We start from the raw sequence: 17,583 nt of genomic DNA on the forward strand, positions 1-17,583 counted from the left end.
AGGGAGCGGACCAATGGAAATCCACGAGGCGCTGTACACCACCAGGATGATGCGGCGGTTGCGGCCGGACCCGGTTCCGCTGGACGTGCAGGCCCGCATCCTCGATGCGGCCGTTCGCGCACCCAACGGCGGCAACACCCAACGCTGGCACTTCGTCGCCGTCGACGATCCACAGCTCATCCACGAGTTCGGCGACCTGTTCCGGCAGGCCCGTGCCGTCGAATACGAGAAGTTCCAGACGGGGCAGGGACCGATGGTCGTGCCCGGGCCCGGCGCGGACCTCGCCGCTCACGCCGAGACGATGCGCCGGATCAAGGGCTCGGGAAACTATCTCGCCGACCACTTCGACGAAGTTCCGCTGCTGCTTTTCGTGTTCGCGATCGACGATCTCGGCGGCGCCAACATCTATCCCGCGATCTGGAGCATCCTGCTCGCCGCCCGGGCCGAGGGTGTCGGCGGCGTCATGACGATGGTGCTCAACAATTTCCGGGACAAGGTGAACGAGATGCTGGGCGTGCCCGTCGAGGAGGGCTGGAAGATGTCGGCCATGCTGACCCTCGGCTACCCGCTGGGCAAATGGGGCGTGGCGGCCAATCGCCGCCCTGTGCACGAGGTTTCGTCCCGCAACCGCTGGGACGCGCCGTTCGGTGTCGAGGTGCCGGAGCCGCTGTGGTCGCCTGAAGACGCGCCGACGACCAGCCTGGCCGCAGTGGGATGAGGCCGAGCGCTGCCCGATTACCCTGAATTGGAAGGGAATTGACATGACAACCTCACTGTCCGCCAATCGCCGTGACACCGACGACGTCCGGGCGTTCCAGGCGCCGGCCACCTTGTTCGACGACCTGCAGCGGGTCCTCGTCGACTTGATCGAGCTGCACCTGCAGGCCAAGCAGGCCCACTGGAACGTCGTGGGCACCAACTTCCGCGACCTCCATCTGCAGCTGGACGGCATCGTCGACGCTGCGCGCGAAGCCAGCGACACGATCGCCGAACGCATGCGCGCCCTGGACGCCGTCCCCGACGGTCGCTCGGACACGATCGTGGCGACGACGACGGTCCCCGCCATGCCGCCGGGTCTGCTCAGCGTCACCGACACGGTCGACATGATCGCCAATCGGATCTATGCAGCCGTGAGCACGATTCGCATCGTGCACGACGGCGTCGACGCCGTCGACCCCTCGACTGCCGACCTGTTGCACGGCATCATTGATGCGCTGGAAAAAGAGGCGTGGCTGCTCAAGTCGGAAAACGCCACAGCGCACTGAAATGAGTGGGTCGAACATGGCCGGTGCGGGTGAAACGGGGGTCACGGTGGTGCAGCCGGGCGAGAACGCTGCGGTCGGTATCACCGTGCCCGCGTTCTCGGGGCGACCCGCGCGAAACAAGGGGCGTGGCTGCGCAAGTCGAGTCCGGGAGGTTGGATCGCATGGCCGGTCGGGGGCAAACCGCCTCGGCACCGTAGCAACGCGAAGTCTTCGCAACAGATACGGTTTACAGGCCAGCGATGCGATGGTATAGCTCGGGTCGTGCCTATACCGATTGAGGTCGCGGAGTAAGCGGAGCCGTGGAGCTCATCGGCCGGCAAGCGGAAACCGCGGTTCTCGACCAGCTTGTCGAGGCCATATCCGCCGGGGACAGTCGGGCGCTGATGATTCACGGCGAAGCGGGAGTTGGAAAAACCGCGCTGCTGGACTATTTGGCGGAGAAAGCATCCCACTGCCGTGTGATACGCGCGGCGGGTGTCGAGTCCGAGATGGAGCTTGCCTTCGCCGCACTGCATCAACTGTGCGCCCCGATGATGGATCAGCTGGCGCGGGTTCCCGGACCGCAGCGTGAGGCGCTGCAGACGGCGTTCGGCATGGTTGCCGGACCACCACCGGACCGGTTTCTGGTCGGATTGGCCTTCTTGAGCATGCTCTCCGAGGCGGCGGACGAGCGGCCGCTGGTCTGCCTGGTCGATGACGAACAGTGGCTCGACCAGGCGTCCGCTCAGGTGCTTGCGTTCGTGGCACGGCGCTTGCTTGCGGAATCCGTCGGGTTGGTGTTTGCCGCGCGAATCCCGCGCCGTGATCTCGCCGGGTTGCCACACCTCGCGGTGGGGGGTCTGGCGGATGCTGATGCCCTTGTGCTGTTGGACACGGCGTTGACCGGGCCGTTGGACGCGCAGGTGCGCGACCAGATCATCGCCGAGACGCACGGCAACCCGCTGGCATTGGTAGAGCTGCCGCACGGACTGAGTGCCCAAGAGCTGGCGGGCGGTTTCGGACTGCCCAGTGCCGCAAGGCTTTCCGGAACCCTCGAGGAAAGCTTTCGGCGGCGTATCAGCGCCATGCCGGATCCGACCCGCGAGCTGTTACTGATCGCGGCCTCGGAGCCGACCGGTGATCCGGCGCGGATCTGGCCGGCTGCGGCGCAGCTGGGGATCGGCGCCGACGCGGCGATTCCCGCGGTCGATGCCGGCCTCGTGGAGCTCGGCGCCCGGCTGTGGTTCCGGCACCCCCTTGCCCGTTCGGCGGCTTACCGCTCAGGGTCGGTGTCGCGACGACAGCGCGTCCACCGGGCGCTCGCGCGCGTCACAGATCCCGGCTCGGATCCCGACCGATGCGCCTGGCATCTGGCCAACGCCACGGCCAAGCCGGACGAGGACGTAGCCGCCGAGCTGCTTCGTTCCGCCGATCGGGCGCGCGCGCGTGGCGGGGTGGCCGCCGCGGCCGCCTTTCTCGAGCGCGCCACGGTTCTAACCCTCGACCCGGTCCTGCGGGCGCAACGGGCGCTCGACGCCGCGGCGGCCAAGGTCGAAGCCGGTGCATTCGACGCCGCGCTGGATCTGATCGCCCAGGCTGAGGCCGGGCCCTTGAACGACTTCCAGCGCGCACGCGTCGACCTGGTCCGCGCTCAGCTGGCCTTCGTAACCAACCGCGGTAGCGACGCCCCGCCGCTGCTGCTGAAGGCCGCCAACCAGCTCGAACCAATCGACGTAACGCTTTCGCGCGCAACCTATCTGGAGGCGATTTCGGCGGCGATGTTCTCCGGTCGGTTGGCGGCGGGTTGCGGGGTCGTCGACGTGGCACGCGCCGCCGGGGCATCGCCACGGCCGTCGACGCCGCGCCTGTCCGACCTGATGCTCGATGGCTACGTCGCGCGCTTCACCGACCGGTATGCGGCGGCGGTGCCGATCTTGCGCCGCGCGGTCAATGAGGCCCTGGCGTCGTCGGGCGAGGCGTCGCACTTTTTGTGGTTGGCGAGTGTCGCCGCGGCGGATCTGTGGGATGACGAAAGCTGGGATGTGCTCTCGGAGAGACACGTCGAGGTTGCCCGCACCACCGGGATGCTGATGGAGCTGCCGCTTGCGTTGAGCATGCGCGCGGTGATGCTTCAATTCGCCGGCGAACTGGCGGCCGCCGAGACGCTCGTGCAGGAAGTGCAGGTGGTGATCGAGGCGACCGGCGCCGGACTCGCACCGTATGGCGCGCTACTGCAGGCCGCGTTTCGCGGCGACCAGGCCGAGGTGTCTGCGTTCGTCGACTCGACGACGAAAGACGTCAGGCGCCGTGGTGAAGGTATCGGGCTAACCGTCGGAGAGCACGCCGAAGCGGTGCTCAACAATGGGATCGGAAACTATCAGGTGGCCATGGCCGCAGCACAACGCGCGGCCGAGCACCCAACAGATCTGGGCACATCGCAGTGGTGCCTTGCCGAGCTCATCGAGGCGGCGGTGCGCTGTGGCAGAACCGACATCGCGACCGACACCCTTGCTCGCCTGACGGAGGTGACCAATGCCAGTGGCACCGATTGGGCGCTGGGTATCCAAGCGCGTGCGCGGGCGTTGCTGGCGGATGGAGTCGAGGCCGAGCGCCGGTACCTCGACGCAATCGAGCGGCTCGGGCGCACCCGCATTCGTACGGGACTTGCCCGCGCTCACCTGCTATACGGCGAATGGTTGCGCCGCGAACGCCGTCGCACCGACGCGCGGGCCCAGCTGCGAATCGCCCACGGGATGCTCGAGGCCATGGGAATGGAAGCTTTTGCCGAGCGGGCCAGGCGCGAGCTGCAGGCTACGGGGGAGACCGCGCGCAAACGCACGACAGCTTCCGCCGATGGACAACAACTGACAGCGCAGGAAGCCCAGATCGCGCGGTTGGCCCGCGAGGGGCTATCGAACCCCGAGATCGGCGCGCGGCTGTTCATCAGCGCTCGAACAGTCCAATACCACCTGCGGAAAGTCTTCACCAAGCTGGACATAAGCTCACGTAGCCAGCTCGACCGCGTCGTTTGACTCGCCGGTAACTGCGCGGCGTGCGGTGGGCTGGAGGCTCGGATAGCGTCGGTTCTGTGTCGCGGCGCGAGCGCACTGAGTTGAGACTGATAGGTCGCCACGCCGAGCGTGGTGCGCTCGGTCGACTGATGACCGCGGTGTGCGCCGGTGAGAGTCGGGCCCTCGTGCTGCACGGTGAGGCGGGGGTGGGCAAGACGGCGCTCCTGGAGTATCTGGTGGGGCAGGCGTCTGGCTGTAAGGTCTTGCGCGCCGCCGGGATCCAGTCGCAGATGGAGCTGGCGTTCGCCGGATTGCACCAGCTGTCCGCCCCGATGCTGGATCGGCTGGGGCGCCTTCCGGCGCCGCAGCGAGACGCGCTGGAGACTGCGTTCGGCCTGAGCACGGGATCGGCGCCGGATCAGTTTCTGATCGGCCTTTCAATCCTGAGCCTGCTGTCGGACGTGGCCGAGGAACAGCCGGTGCTGTGCCTGATCGACGACCAGCAGTGGCTGGACCGCGCCTCGTCTCAAATCTTTTCGTTCGTCGCCCGCCGCCTGGGCGCGGAAGCGGTCGGCATTGTCTTCGCGACCAGAGTGCCCGGAGTGGAGCTGGCCGGCCTGCCCGAGCTGGTCGTCGGCGGTCTGCCGAAAGGGGACGCGCGGGCGCTGCTGGACTCGGCACTGCCGGGGTCGCTGGACGGCCGGGTGCGCGATCAAATCGTCGCTGAGACGCGCGGCAACCCACTGGCCCTCATGGAGCTGCCACGCCGCATGACCCCGGCAGAACTGGCCGGCGGTTTCGGGCTGCCCGCGGCGGCGCCCCTCGCAAGTGCCGTCGAGGACAGCTTCCGGCGCCGCCACGCGGCATTGCCGGCGGACGCGCGACGCCTGCTCCTGGTCGCTGCGGCCGACCCCACCGGCGACCCAACGCTGGTCTGGTCTGCGGCGGAGCGGCTGGGTATCTCGGCGGCGGCCGCGGCCGACGCGACGGAGGCGGGTCTGGCCGAGATCGACACCAGGGTGCGGTTCCGGCACCCCTTGGCGCGCTCGGCGACCTATTGGTCGGCGTCACCCGCCGAGCGCCGGGTGGTCCACGGCGCGCTCGCGGAGGTCACCGATCCGACCCTCGATCGCGACCGCCGCGTTTGGCACTTGGCCGAGGCCGCTGCGGGACCGGACGATGACATCGCCGAGGAGCTGGAGCGCTGCGCCGACCAGGTACTGGCGCGGGGCGGGCTGGCCGCCGCTGCGGCGTTCCTCGAACGCGCCGCGCGGTTGACGCTCGACCCGGGCAGGCGGGCCCGCCGGGCGCTCGCAGCGGCGCACACGAAGGTGCAGGCGGGCGCGTTCGATGCGGCGGAGGCGCTGCTGGCGAAGGCGAAAGCGGGGCCGCTCGACGAGCTGCAACGGGCGCGTGTCGACCTCCTGCGGGCTCAGGTCGCGTTCGCCACTAGCCGGGGCGGCGACGCCCCACGCCTACTGCTGATGGCCGCGAGGCGGTTCGAGCCGATCGATGCCGGTCTCGCCAGGGAGACCTACCTCGACGCCATCAACGCCGCCGCGTTCGCCGGCCGCCTGGCCAGCGGCGGCGGCGGCATTCTTGAAGTGGCTCGAGCCGCGGCCGCGGCCCCGCCACCGCCGCGCGCTCGCCGCGCGCCCGACGTCCTCCTTGACGGCCTGGCGGCGAACTTCGTCGAGGGGTACGCCCCGGCGGTGCCTGGCCTGCGGAACGCGCTGACGACGTTCGGCAGCGACATGTCGAATGACGAGGAGCTGCGCTGGATGTGGCTCATCAACCTGGCGGCCCTGCACCTGTGGGATGACGCGCGCTGGGACGTCCTCTCGGTCCGCTACCTTCAGCTCGCGCGCGAGGTTGGTGCCCTGAATGAACTGCCGCTGGCCCTGAGCACGCGGGCCATGATGCTGTTGTGGGTCGGCGACCTCACCGCCGCGAGCACTTTGATCGACGAGCAATCGACGGTGACGGAGGCGACGGGGAGCAACCTTGCGCCCTACACCGCGATGCGCCTCGCCGCGATGCGTGGCAGGAAGGCGGAGGCGTCCGCCCTGATCGAGGCCACCATCAGCGAGGTGGCCAAGCGAGGCGAAGGCATCGGGGTGGCCTGCGCCGAGTGGACGAGGGCCGTGCTGCACAACGGCTTTGGCGAGTACCCGGAGGCGATGGCCGCTGCGCAGCTGGCTCTGTACCACCAGGAGTACCCCGATGTCCGTTATCCCGGCATTGCGAACTGGGCCGCGGCGGAGCTCATAGAGGCCGCCGTACGCACCGAGATGACCGAGACCGCGACCGTCGCCCTCGATTGGCTGGCCGAGATGACCGCCGCCAGTGGCACCGACTGGGCGCTCGGGGTGGAAAAGCGCTCGCGCGCACTGATGGCGCTGGGGGACAACGCCGAGCGCCTCTACCAGGCGGCGATCATGCACTTCGGGAGAAGCCGCGTCCGCACCGAACTCGCCCGCGCGCACCTGATCTACGGCGAGTGGCTCGTCCGGGAACGCCGACGGGTCGACGCGCGCGAGCAGCTGCACACCGCTCACCAGATGCTGGAGACCATGGGTTTGTCGGCGTTCGCGGATCGTGCGCGGCGCGAACTGGTAGCCATCGGTGCGACCGCGCGCAAGCGCACAGCCATCACGAGCACCGTTGAATTGACCGCCCAAGAGACCCAGATAGCTCGCCTGGCCCGCGACGGGCTGTCCAACCCCGAGATCGGCGCCCGGTTGTTCATCAGCGCCAAAACGGTCCAGTACCACCTGCGCAAGGTCTTCGCGAAGCTCGACATCACCTCGCGCAGCCAGCTCGAATATGTGTTGAGCTAGCGAACAAGCGTTCGGCGGCGGCGTTGACTAGCCACCGGCGGATGCGACTGCCGGCTCATCGCCGGCAAGCTCTCATTGACGTACCGCCGCGCGCGTCACCGAGACGGGGAGCTTCATTGATGGGTCAGGACGTGATCGTGGTGACCGGCGCATCGAGTGGCTTCGGCCGGCTCAGCGCCGAGGCGCTGGCGTTGGCCGGCCACACGGTCTACGCGTCGATGCGTGATACCAACGGCCGCAACACATCTCAGGTCGAAGCGATCGGCTGCTTCGCCAAGGACAACGGAGTTGAGCTGCGGACTGTGGAAATGGACGTCCAGTCGCAGTCTTCGGTGGACGCCGCGGTCGAAAGGATTTACATCGCCAACGGCCGTATCGATGTGGTGGTACACAACGCGGGACACATGGCGTTTGGGCCGGCCGAAGCCTTTATGCCCGAGCAGCTGGCCGAACTGTACGACGTCAACGTTGTGGGCGCGCAACGCGTCAACCGAGCGGTGCTGCCGCACATGCGCCGTCAGCAGCAAGGTCTTCTGGTGTGGGTGTCGAGTAGCAGTTCCGCGGGCGGCATGCCACCGTATCTAGCGCCGTATTTCGCTGCCAAGGCCGCGATGGACTCGCTCGCGGTGGCCTACGCATGCGAGCTAACCGGTTGGGGCATCGAGACTTCCATCATCGTTCCCGGCGCTTTCACGAATGGGACCAACCACTTCGCCGGTGCCGGCTCACCCGCGGACCAGGCGATCGTCAGTGCGTACGAGGGCGGACCCTACGCGGGTTTCGGAACCCGGGTCCGGGAGGCGTTCGCCGCCATCGTGCCGCCCGACGCCGACGTGTCCGCGGTCGCCGACGCTGTGGTCAAGGTGGTCGACACCCCCTTCGGGAAGCGGCCGTTTCGGGTCCACGTCGACCCCGCGAACGACGGCGCCGATGTCGGTTTTGCCGTCCTCGACCGGCTCAGGGCCGAGATGTTGCATCGTGTGGGCTTGTCGGATCTTTTGAAACCGGCCGGGTTGGGCTAGGGACGTGAGTTGCCGCAGCGGGGTTCAGGCGCAAGCCGTGCGGAATCTGTCCCGGTAGGCCTTCGGGGTTATGCCCAGATGATTGAGAAATACCCGCCGCAGAGTTTCCGTGCTGCCAAATCCTGCCAGGTGTGCGGTCTCGGTGACGGTGCGACCGGCTTCGAGTGCAGTGCGCGCGAAGTCAATTCGCACCAATTCGACGTAACGCGCGGGCGTCAATCCGAGCTCGGACTGAAACAGCCGGGTCAGTTGACGGGTGCTCAGAGCGGCCCGGTCCGCAAGCCTTTTCACGCTGTGGTCGGCCCCCGGGTCGTTGGTGATGGCGTCGCTGACCGCCCGCAGCGGAGAATCCGGCGGCGGATCGGCCTCGACCATGACCGAGAATTGCGACTGTCCGCCAGCGCGTTTGAGGTAGACCACCAACGCGCGCGCGACTTCGCGGACCAACTCGGAACCGTAATCGAGTTCGACCAACGCCAACGCGAGGTCGATGCCCGATGAGACACCCGCGGAGGTAAATACGTCGCCATCGCGGACAAAGATGGCATCCGGTTCGACCCCGACGTCGGGGAAGGCTCTTGCCAAGCGTCCGGTATGCCGCCAATGCGTGGTGGCGCGACGGCCGTTCAGCAGCCCCGCCTGCGCCAGGACGAACGAACCCGTGCATACCGATGCCAGCCGCCGCGTGCGGGCCGGCACTGTTTTGAGCGCCTCGATGAGCGCGGGATCGATCGGTCGTCCGACCAGGTTGTCGCCTCCGGCGACCAGGACGGTATCGGCGGAATCGATGGACGAAATGCTCCGAGTGACGGCGAACCGCGTCCCTATCGAAGTGGTTACGTCGTTCCCGTCGACCGACGCGATCTCCAGCGAGTAGTTCGCGCCGAAGCGATTGGCTTCGACGAAGACCTCGGCGGGTCCTGCCGCGTCCAACAGCTTTACGCCGTCGAAGACGACGATCACCACGACGCGGGGTGTTTCTCTGACGCTGGCCACCCTCCTATCGTGTCGCGTCGGCCGTATCAGGTTCAAGGCAGCCGTGTCGCAATTTGTGCGATGGACGGCAGGAATTCCAGATCTGGCGTTGCCGACGAACCCGGAAACTGACTACACGACTTCCAACAATCGAAGAGGAACACGTGACAGTTTCCGACACGCCCTCACCCGGCCTCAACACAGCGGTTCCCGAAAAGGTGATGCTCCAACTCGTGCTCGGGGCGTGGGTTGCCCAAACGATCACCACGATCGCTGATTTGGGTGTGGCAGATGCGCTTCGCGACGGGCCGCTACCGATCGAAAAGCTGGCCAGCAAAGTCGATGCCGATCCCGACGCGTTGCGCCGAGCGTTGCGGGCCTTGATCGGCAAGGGCATATTCGCTCAGCGGGATGACGGTCGCTACGAGTTGACCCCGCTGGCAGCGGTTTTGCGCTCCGATGCCCCGGTATCGATGGCCGCCCTGGCGCGATTCGTCGGCGCACCGCAGCACCGCGAACATTGGAGCATGCTCACCCAAGTGATCAAGACCGGAAATTCCTGCGTCTCCACGCTGCGCGGCAAGAGAATTTTTGATTACCTGCGCGACGAGCCCGACTTCGGTGAGATCTTCAACAACGCGATGGTGAGCCTGTCGGCGTATGTGGATGGACCCCTCGTCGATGCGTACGACTTCACGCCGTACCGCACCATAGTCGACGTCGCCGGCGGTCACGGCCGGTTGCTCGCCGGGATCCTGTCGTCCACGCCCGACGCCCGGGGGGTGCTATTCGACCTTCCCGAAGTGACGGCAGAAGCGAGCCCCTTGCTCGAGGAATTCGGTGTCGCAGAACGTGTTCAGGTTGCCGAAGGTTCATTCTTCGAGGAGATCCCAAGTGGTGGCGATGCCTACGTGCTAAAGCACATACTCCACGACTGGTGCGACGAGGAAGCGTTGCGGATTCTGCGCAACGTGAGAAGGGCGGCGGCGACCGGCGCGGCGCTGCTGCTGGTCGAGGCGGTGATCCCCGACGACGACAGCGATTGCACCGGGAAATTCCTCGATATCGAGATGTTGGCCGTGAACGATGGACGCGAACGCACTGCCGATGAGTACCGCAGCCTGCTTGGCGAAGCCCATTTCGAGATCACCCGAGTGATCGACACCAAAACGGAATTCAGCCTCATCGAGGCCCGTGCCGTCTAGCTAGCGGCCGCCACGACGGCTGCCGTCAGCCTGACTCACCGCCCGCCGACACCGCTGCCCGGACAACCCATCTCAAGTGAGGAGACGATCGCTGGACGTTTACGAAGCGCTTTACACGACCAGGATGATGCGGCGGATGCGACCGGATCCCATCCCGCTGGGCACGCAGGCACGCATTCTCGATGCCGCGATCCGCGCGCCGAATGGAGGCAACACGCAGCGCTGGCATTTTCTGGTCGTCGACTATCCGGAGCTCAAGCGCAGATTCGGCGACCTCTATCGGCGCGCCAGCGACCTCGAGCACGAAGAGTTCATGGGCGGCACCATGGCGTCGACCGCGCCGGGGAGGGATCCTCGCGCGCACGACGAGACGTTGCACCGGATCATCCGATCGGCAAACTACCTGGCCGATCACTTCGAGGCGGTCCCGCTGCTGCTCTTCGTTTTCGCCATCGACGACCATGGCGGCGCCAACATCTTTCCGGCGATCTGGAGCGCGTTGCTGGCCGCACGCGCCGAAGGCGTCGGCGGAGTGATGACCACGCTGCTGCGGTACTTCGCGCATACGGTCAACGATTTGCTGGGGGTGCCCGTTGAGCACGGCTGGAAGATGTCGGCGATGGTGGCATTCGGCTATCCGTTGGGCAGTTGGCGTGTCGCCGCCAATCGCCATCCCGTGCACGAGGTCTCATCGCGCAACCGTTGGGGTGGGCCGTTCGGCGTCGAGGTGCCGTACCCGTTGTGGCCCGGTGCAAATGTGGACTCCACGCTGCAAGGGCCGGTCCGCGGAGGCACGCGGTGCTGAAAGCAGTGATTTTCTCTGCCTCGCAGACGGCGCCGAGGGTGTGCATCGCGAGCTGAAGCAACGGGAGATATGGCTAGCCACCGGCGGATGCGATCGCGCGTCGGTTTTCTGCATGCTCACCGTGAAGCACGAAGTACTTGCGTTGATCATCCGGGACGGGCTGAGTCCGAGATCAACGGGCGGCTCGCGGAGCTCGCGCTCCATGGTGGGCCGCCCATCGAGAGGAGGAAGGCGATGCGCCTAGTGGTGGCTATGACCGGAGCGACCGGAGCCGCTCTGGGCATTCGCTTGCTGGAAGCACTTGGGCAGCTAGGGGTTGAGACACACCTGATTCTCAGCGACTGGGCGCGGGCGACGATCAAGATGGAGACCGATACCAGCGTGGAGGAGGTCCGGTCGCTGGCCTCGCATTCCTACAGCGCCCGCGACCTTGCCGCAGGCATCTCCAGTGGATCTTTCCGCACGGACGGCATGGTTGTCTGCCCGTGCAGCATGAAGACGTTAGCCGCCATCCGAATTGGCTTCAGCGACAATCTGATCACCCGCGCCGCCGACGTGACGCTGAAGGAACGCCGCAAACTCGTCCTGGTCGCGCGGGAGGCACCGTTGAGCGAGATCCACCTGGAGAACATGCACTACCTGGCGCGCGCCGGCGCCGTCATCTTCCCGCCCACGGTGGCGTACTATTCGCGGCCCAGTTCCGTCGAGGAGGTAACGGACTACGTTGTCGGGCGCGTCATCGATCAACTCGGGATCGACCACAACCTGATCAACCGGTGGAAGGAGGATCAGCCTCCGGTCCGCGTGAACGGTCACCGACACCTCGCGGAAGCCGACGACTGGATGGTCAACAACCACCGATAGAAGAACCCCCGACCCTGTGAGGAGAACGAAATGACCATGGGGACAAGCCTTCCCGCCAGCCTCGCCCAGGCGACGAACGGGGAAGCAGGACCCGATCAGCGCAGCTGGCTGGCCACCCTCGAAGCCGCCGGCCAGTTGCGCCGCATCACCGCCCCCGTCGACTGGGACGAAGAGATCGGTGCGATCACCCGCGCGAACCTTTGCCTCGGCGGCCCGGCGCTGCTGTTCGAGAACATTATTGGCCATGAGAACACCCGGTGCACAAAGCTTCTGACGTCGGCGCTGGGCAGCCGCCGTCAGGTGCAGCTGATGCTGGGGTTGGGCGAAGACACCAGCGACTCGGCGATCGTGCGCCACCTCCGGGAGGCGTTCAAGAAACCGATCCCGCCGCGCGTGGTCGAGTCCGGCCCGGTCAAGGAGAACATTCTCGAGGGCGACGACATCAATTTGTCGGAGTTACCGGTCCCCAAGTGGCACGGCCAGGACGGTGGTCGCTACATCGACACGTTCTGCGGTGTGGTCACGGAGGACAAGGTGACGGGACGCGACAACATCGGTTGCTACCGGGGCCAGATCGTCGACCGTGACAAGATCGCCAAGCTTTTGGTGCCCAGTCAGGGTTGGGGCGGCCACATGGAGGAGTACAAGCCGGAGCCGATGCCGGTCGCCGTCGTCTACGGGTGGCACGACGTGCTGGGGTTCTGCGCCGGGAGCCCGTTCCCGAAGAACGTCTGCGAATGGGACATGATGGGGGCCCTGCTCGGGCGCCCGGTCGACCTGGTCGCCTGTGAAACGGTGCCGTTGCACGTCCCGGCGACCGCGGAGATCGTTGTCGAGGGCTTCATCGATCCCGACCCGTCGACCTTCGTCGTCGAGGGCCCCTTCGCCGAGTACCCGGGCTTCATCGGGGGCGCGGCACCGGCGCCGGTGCTGCGGGTCACCCGGATCACCCACCGCAACGATCCGGTGCTGCGCGGCACCCTCGAAGGGATCCGGCCGGGATGCTTCAACGAAGACAGCATCGTCAACTTCGCGCGGTCGGCGATCACCTGGAACGTGCTCGACGACCTCGGGATCGGTGGCATCACCGACCTGTGGATGACGGAGGTGACCAACGGCCAAAACACTCTGGTGCAGATCCAGAAGCGCTACCGGGGCCACGCTCAGCAGATCGCCTCGGCGCTGTGGGGCACGGGCGGATCGGTGTGGTTTCACAAGAACGTCATGGTCGTCGAGCAGGACATCGACCTCCACGACCCGGTCGCGCTGGACTGGGCCATGTCCTACCGGGTCAACGCCGGCCTCGGCGATATCGCATTCTTCGGCCCGGGTCTCGGCTCATCGCTCGATCCATCGACCCCGCCGGCGTTGAATGACACCAACAAATACGGCGCCGGCCAATGGACGCGGGTGCTCATCGACGCTACCCGTAGCTGGGAGATCGACCCGCGCAAGGAGTGGGGCGGGCGCCGCTTCCCGCCGACCGACAGGCTCGAACCCGAGCTGGAGTCCAAAATCGCAAGCCGCTGGGAGGAATACGGGATCGGCATCCCCTACCTCGACGACCACGGGCGCGAAATGCTGACCCTACAGAAACTCAGCAAACGGATGCCGGAAGTGTGATATCGGATTCCGTCCTCGAGCCGGCCGCCGCCGAATTCGCTGCCGCCGCGGCCCATTCTCCACCGGTGTACGAACTGACGCCAACCGAGGCGCGCGCAGGTCTCGAGGACATCCAGTCCAATCCGGCCGCCAAGCCCGACGTCGACAGCGCATGGATGACCGTCGGGGCCGGTGGCGCCCAGGTGCGCGTCCTCCTGGTCAAACCGATTGGGGCAAGAGGCCTTTTACCAACAGTGCTATACCTGCACGGTGGCGGATGGGTGCTCGGCAGCGCCAAAACCCACGAGCGGCTGGTTCGCGAGCTTGCTGTGGGCGTGCACGCCGCGGTCTTGTTCGTCGAGTACGACCGTGCACCGGAGGTCCGCTATCCGGTCGCGCTGGAGCAGGCCTACGCGGCGGCCCGCTGGATCCATCGACACGGCGCGAGCGCCGGTCTCGACGCCACCCGCCTCGCCGTCGCCGGTGACTCCGCCGGCGGCAACCTCGCCGCCGCGCTGGCCTTGCTGGCCCGGCGGCGCGGCGATGTCACCTTCGTGCACCAGTCGTTGTACTACCCGGTGACCGACGCCGCCCAAAACACAGCTAGCTACCGCGAATTCGCCGAAGGTCCGCACCTGACCGCCAAGGCCATGGCCTGGTTCTGGGACGCGTATCTGCCCGACAGGGCTCGACGCAACGACGTCCTCGCCTCACCGCTCAGGGCGGACCTCGGCGAACTCGCGGGACTGCCCGAGGCGTTCGTCGTCGTGGACGAATGCGACGTCCTGCGCGACGAAGGCGAGGCCTACGCCCGCAAGCTCACCGCCGCCGGGGTGCGCTGCACCAGCGTCCGCTACAACGCCACGATTCATGACTTCATGATGCTGAACGCCCTGCAGGAAACTGCCGCGGCGAAGGCGGCGATCACCCAAGCGATCGACGTACTGCGGCAGTCATTGAAATCGTATCCGCCAGTGAGGAACTGATGAGCGACGCCGTTGACGACAACGCACCGAGACCGGTGCTGCATTGGTACGACTTGATATGCCCGTTCTGCTACATCGGACAGTCGAGATCCGCCCTCCTAGTAGCGGCCGGCCTCGAGGTCATCTCACTGCCATTTCAGGCGCATCCCGACATCCCGGCCGGCGGTCTTGTTATCGGTCCCCGTGAGGGGCCGGTGTCCGAGATGCTCGAGCGGGAGGCGGCCGCGGAGGGGCTGCTGCTGAACTGGCCGGAGCGTATCCCGAACAGCAGGAGGGCTTTAGCCACCGCCGAATGGGTTCGCCGCAATCAGCCGGCCGCCTTCGACGCACTCCAGCGCGGGTTGTACGAGGCGCACTTCGCTCTGGGTGAAGACATCGGCGATCAGGCGGTCATCGACCGGCACGCGGTGAAGGCCGGCGTGGACCCGGGTGCACTGCACACCGCGCTCGCCGACGGCACCGCCTACGCCGCGGTCGATTTGTCGGAAAGGGCCGGACAGCAATGCGGCGTCCACGGCACACCCGCGTGGCTGCTCGGCGGCCGGTTGGTGGCCGGGCTGCAGCCCGTGTCGGAGTTTGAACGCATTGCCCAAGCTGCTTTGGCTCTGCGAGCACGATCAGAGAGGACCAGCACATGACCGCAATCGACGTAAGTATGGCGCTACCACCATCATTCGAGTCCGCTCAGCACATTGTCGCCGCGGAGAAACTGGGCTATCGCCGGGCCTATCTCTACGACACTCCGTTTGGCGGCGACGACGTCTGGCTGGGCTTGCACCGTGCGGCGGAGCGGACGACGACGATCGAGCTGGGTCCCGCGGTACTGATTCCGACCCAGCGCCACCCGTTGGTCAACGCCGCCGAGACCGTCTCTTTGCACCGGCGCGCGCCGGGGCGCGTCGTGACCTCGTTCGGCACCGGGTTCTCCAGCCGCGCGGCCATCGGCCAGCCGCCGATCCGATGGTCCTACATGGAGGGTTACATCCGTGCCTACCAGGCGCTGCTGGCGGGAGAGGCAGTCGACTGGGAAGGCGCGCCCATCAAGCTGATGCTCACCTCGGCGCAAGCCGACGCACTGCCCTTACGAATCCCGTTGCTAATAGCGGCAACCGGGCCCAAGGGTGCCGGCGTCGCCAAGCGGCTCGGCGCCGATGGGGTGATCTCCATGTTCGACGTCGTTCCCGGCCAGCGCGACTTCACGCGCGCGGTGGTGGCCACCATGGGCACCGTCCTGGACGAGAGCGAAGACCTGGCCGGCGACCGGGTCCGCTCGGCCGTCGGCGCCTCGTGGGCCGCGGCATATCACTTCATCTACACCACCAAGGGCGCCGAGGCGCTGCGCGAGATGCCCGGTGGCGCCGCGTGGCTGGGTGTGGTCGAGAAGGTACCACAACGCCTGCGCCACCTATACATTCATCAGGGCACCATGGTCGAGATGAATGAGGCCGACCTTGCCGCTTGGCGTGCCGGAGGCTCTGCCTCGGTCCCGTCGGTCACCCTGACCGGGACGGCCGACACCGTCGGGAAGGCCGTGGCCGCAATGGCCGAAGCCGGCGCCACCGAAGTCATCATCGAGCCCTCGGGTCCCGACATTCCGCGTGAACTCGACAGGTTCATGGCGGCCGTACATGACTGACTGCGTCGCGATCATCGCCGGACATGGGGAGGCCCGTCGGCTCACGCAAGCCGGCACGGCCGTCGTACATCGATTACACCGAAAATCGCGCTGGCCCCCATGAAATCGACGATGACGTCGTTTTTGCGGCGGCACGGCACTGACGGTTCCGTGCGATGTCGCACATCCGCCCGTGGCAAGGTCGTGGACATCATTCTGAACATCGCCTGGTCCGAATAGCGGAGTCTCATCGCAATCTAGATCCGGCGGGCCCGTTCGCCAGTGGACCGGAATTATCGCTAGACGCACTGGCGTGGAGTGACGCCCTAAATCATCGGCTTCCTGGTCTCGTCGGTCACCCTTAGAGGCACGCCGTGTTGCGTCTCTATCTCTCCCGGTACCCATTCCGGCTTTCGGAACAGGGATTTTGAGCCCTCAAGTGTTCCCCGTATTTCTAACAGTGGCTGTCGGAAGTGACTAGCCATACCGGCAGATGATCGGCGGCAATACGTGCGGAGTGCCCACTGTTACAGCCGAATCCGGAAACCGGAGATTGCAACGAAAGGTGGTCAGCTATGACGACATCATTGCGGGAGGGCACCTCGCAGCCCGTGCTTTTGTTGGTGCACGGCGCGTGGCTTGGCGCGTGGAGTTGGGAGAAGGTGCAACCGCAGCTAACAGCGCGCGGCTGGGAGGTCGAGACTGTCGATTTGCCCAGCGTGGCCGACCGAGGCGGGCCACGTTTCGGCCTGCACGACGATGCCGCGATGGTCAGGGAACGCATCAAACAAATCCTTCGCCCGGTGGTCGTTGTCGCGCATTCGTACGGCGGTGCCGTCGCGTCGCAGGGCGCTGCCGGCCTGGCGAACGTCCGACACATTGTGTACGTCTGCGCTTTTCAACTAGACGTTGGAGAGTCCTTGATAGAGCTCAGCGGCGTTCTCCCGTGGTGGAACGTTGACGGCGACACCATGACGACTCACAACACTCGCGAGATTCTGTTTAGCAAGGTGTCGCAGGCAGATTCGGATCGCGCGATCGCCCGGATGAAGCCGTTCAGCTTCGTCGCCGTCACGGAGAAATTGACCGCCGCGGCCTGGCATACCGTGCCGTCCACCTACATAGTGTGCGAGAACGATCAGGCGGTCGCCGACCAAGACGCCATTGCAGCGCGAGCAACCAACGTGCGTCGTCTACCGGCGGATCACATGCCTTTGTTGTCGATGCCCTTGGCTCTGACCGACCTCATCGTGGAGGCGGCCAACCACCACGGCCCGGCCTAACAAGGTCACCCGGCAGCAAACTCTTCATTGTTCAACGTCATAGGTAGTGAAAGGCGGTCAGCTGTGACGCAACCATTGCAGCAGGACAAATTTGTACAAGCAGCAGCCGTACCGGGTGGTCGCGATGTGGA

Annotated in this window: 14 protein-coding genes; 13 read left to right on the plus strand and 1 reads right to left on the minus strand. The window is 66.2% G+C overall.

Annotation, left to right across the window (positions count from 1 at the left end; all coding sequences use genetic code 11):
- Positions 1–13 precede the first annotated feature (13 nt).
- From AC5Y4S_RS02655 to AC5Y4S_RS02675, 5 genes are all read left to right on the plus strand, one after another.
- Positions 14–718 carry a nitroreductase family protein gene (locus tag AC5Y4S_RS02655; RefSeq protein WP_500029504.1) on the plus strand — a complete coding sequence of 235 codons (705 nt, stop codon included), beginning with the start codon at positions 14–16 and terminating at the stop codon, positions 716–718.
- A gap of 43 nt (positions 719–761) precedes the next feature.
- Complete coding sequence (locus AC5Y4S_RS02660; protein ID WP_500029505.1) at positions 762–1,265, plus strand: Dps family protein; 504 nt, start codon at positions 762–764, stop codon at positions 1,263–1,265.
- A 299-nt stretch (positions 1,266–1,564) separates the two neighbouring features.
- Complete coding sequence (locus AC5Y4S_RS02665; RefSeq protein ID WP_500029506.1) at positions 1,565–4,276, plus strand: ATP-binding protein; 2,712 nt, start codon at positions 1,565–1,567, stop codon at positions 4,274–4,276.
- A gap of 56 nt (positions 4,277–4,332) precedes the next feature.
- Entirely contained in the window at positions 4,333–7,095 is a 2,763-nt protein-coding gene (locus tag AC5Y4S_RS02670) for a helix-turn-helix transcriptional regulator (protein ID WP_500029507.1), read from the plus strand.
- A 119-nt stretch (positions 7,096–7,214) separates the two neighbouring features.
- Positions 7,215–8,117: an SDR family NAD(P)-dependent oxidoreductase gene (locus AC5Y4S_RS02675; protein ID WP_500029508.1), complete on the plus strand. Its 903-nt coding sequence runs from the start codon at positions 7,215–7,217 to the stop codon at positions 8,115–8,117.
- Positions 8,118–8,141: 24 nt separating this feature from the next.
- Here the strand turns inward: AC5Y4S_RS02675 and AC5Y4S_RS02680 are convergent, their stop codons facing one another.
- A complete protein-coding gene (locus tag AC5Y4S_RS02680) occupies positions 8,142–9,113 on the minus strand; it encodes a GlxA family transcriptional regulator (RefSeq protein ID WP_500029509.1) in 972 nt (323 codons plus the stop codon).
- A gap of 143 nt (positions 9,114–9,256) precedes the next feature.
- On the opposite strand from AC5Y4S_RS02680, the gene AC5Y4S_RS02685 reads away from it, so the two are divergent.
- From AC5Y4S_RS02685 to AC5Y4S_RS02720, 8 genes are all read left to right on the plus strand, one after another.
- Positions 9,257–10,297 carry a methyltransferase gene (locus AC5Y4S_RS02685; RefSeq protein WP_500029510.1) on the plus strand — a complete coding sequence of 347 codons (1,041 nt, stop codon included), beginning with the start codon at positions 9,257–9,259 and terminating at the stop codon, positions 10,295–10,297.
- Between the two features lie 91 nt (positions 10,298–10,388).
- Positions 10,389–11,102 carry a nitroreductase family protein gene (locus AC5Y4S_RS02690; protein WP_500032073.1) on the plus strand — a complete coding sequence of 238 codons (714 nt, stop codon included), beginning with the start codon at positions 10,389–10,391 and terminating at the stop codon, positions 11,100–11,102.
- Positions 11,103–11,336: 234 nt separating this feature from the next.
- On the plus strand, positions 11,337–11,966 hold the full coding sequence (locus tag AC5Y4S_RS02695; protein WP_500029511.1) for a UbiX family flavin prenyltransferase: 630 nt from the start codon (positions 11,337–11,339) through the stop codon (positions 11,964–11,966).
- 30 nt (positions 11,967–11,996) lie between these two features.
- Positions 11,997–13,589 (plus strand): UbiD family decarboxylase, encoded by a 1,593-nt coding sequence (locus tag AC5Y4S_RS02700; RefSeq protein ID WP_500029512.1) that lies wholly within the window; start codon positions 11,997–11,999, stop codon positions 13,587–13,589.
- 65 nt (positions 13,590–13,654) lie between these two features.
- A complete protein-coding gene (locus AC5Y4S_RS02705) occupies positions 13,655–14,554 on the plus strand; it encodes an alpha/beta hydrolase (protein ID WP_500029513.1) in 900 nt (299 codons plus the stop codon).
- Entirely contained in the window at positions 14,554–15,192 is a 639-nt protein-coding gene (locus tag AC5Y4S_RS02710; protein ID WP_500029514.1) for a DsbA family oxidoreductase, read from the plus strand. Before AC5Y4S_RS02705 ends, AC5Y4S_RS02710 begins: the two co-directional genes overlap by 1 nt.
- Positions 15,189–16,190 carry an LLM class flavin-dependent oxidoreductase gene (locus AC5Y4S_RS02715; protein WP_500029515.1) on the plus strand — a complete coding sequence of 334 codons (1,002 nt, stop codon included), beginning with the start codon at positions 15,189–15,191 and terminating at the stop codon, positions 16,188–16,190. Before AC5Y4S_RS02710 ends, AC5Y4S_RS02715 begins: the two co-directional genes overlap by 4 nt.
- Before the next feature lie 554 nt (positions 16,191–16,744).
- Complete coding sequence (locus AC5Y4S_RS02720; protein ID WP_500029516.1) at positions 16,745–17,452, plus strand: alpha/beta fold hydrolase; 708 nt, start codon at positions 16,745–16,747, stop codon at positions 17,450–17,452.
- Positions 17,453–17,583: the final 131 nt, after the last annotated feature.

This window comes from Mycobacterium sp. NGS64 (assembly GCF_059812245.1).

What these genes read in the sequence shown, in the direction of transcription:
- AC5Y4S_RS02655 (WP_500029504.1), top strand. Translation starts at nt 14, where the DNA reads ATGGAAATCCACGAGGCGCTGTACACCACCAGGATGATGCGGCGGTTG.
- AC5Y4S_RS02695 (WP_500029511.1), top strand. Translation starts at nt 11,337, where the DNA reads ATGCGCCTAGTGGTGGCTATGACCGGAGCGACCGGAGCCGCTCTGGGC.
- AC5Y4S_RS02710 (WP_500029514.1), top strand. Translation starts at nt 14,554, where the DNA reads ATGAGCGACGCCGTTGACGACAACGCACCGAGACCGGTGCTGCATTGG.
- AC5Y4S_RS02660 (WP_500029505.1), top strand. Translation starts at nt 762, where the DNA reads ATGACAACCTCACTGTCCGCCAATCGCCGTGACACCGACGACGTCCGG.
- AC5Y4S_RS02675 (WP_500029508.1), top strand. Translation starts at nt 7,215, where the DNA reads ATGGGTCAGGACGTGATCGTGGTGACCGGCGCATCGAGTGGCTTCGGC.
- AC5Y4S_RS02700 (WP_500029512.1), top strand. Translation starts at nt 11,997, where the DNA reads ATGACCATGGGGACAAGCCTTCCCGCCAGCCTCGCCCAGGCGACGAAC.
- AC5Y4S_RS02720 (WP_500029516.1), top strand. Translation starts at nt 16,745, where the DNA reads ATGACGACATCATTGCGGGAGGGCACCTCGCAGCCCGTGCTTTTGTTG.
- AC5Y4S_RS02715 (WP_500029515.1), top strand. Translation starts at nt 15,189, where the DNA reads ATGACCGCAATCGACGTAAGTATGGCGCTACCACCATCATTCGAGTCC.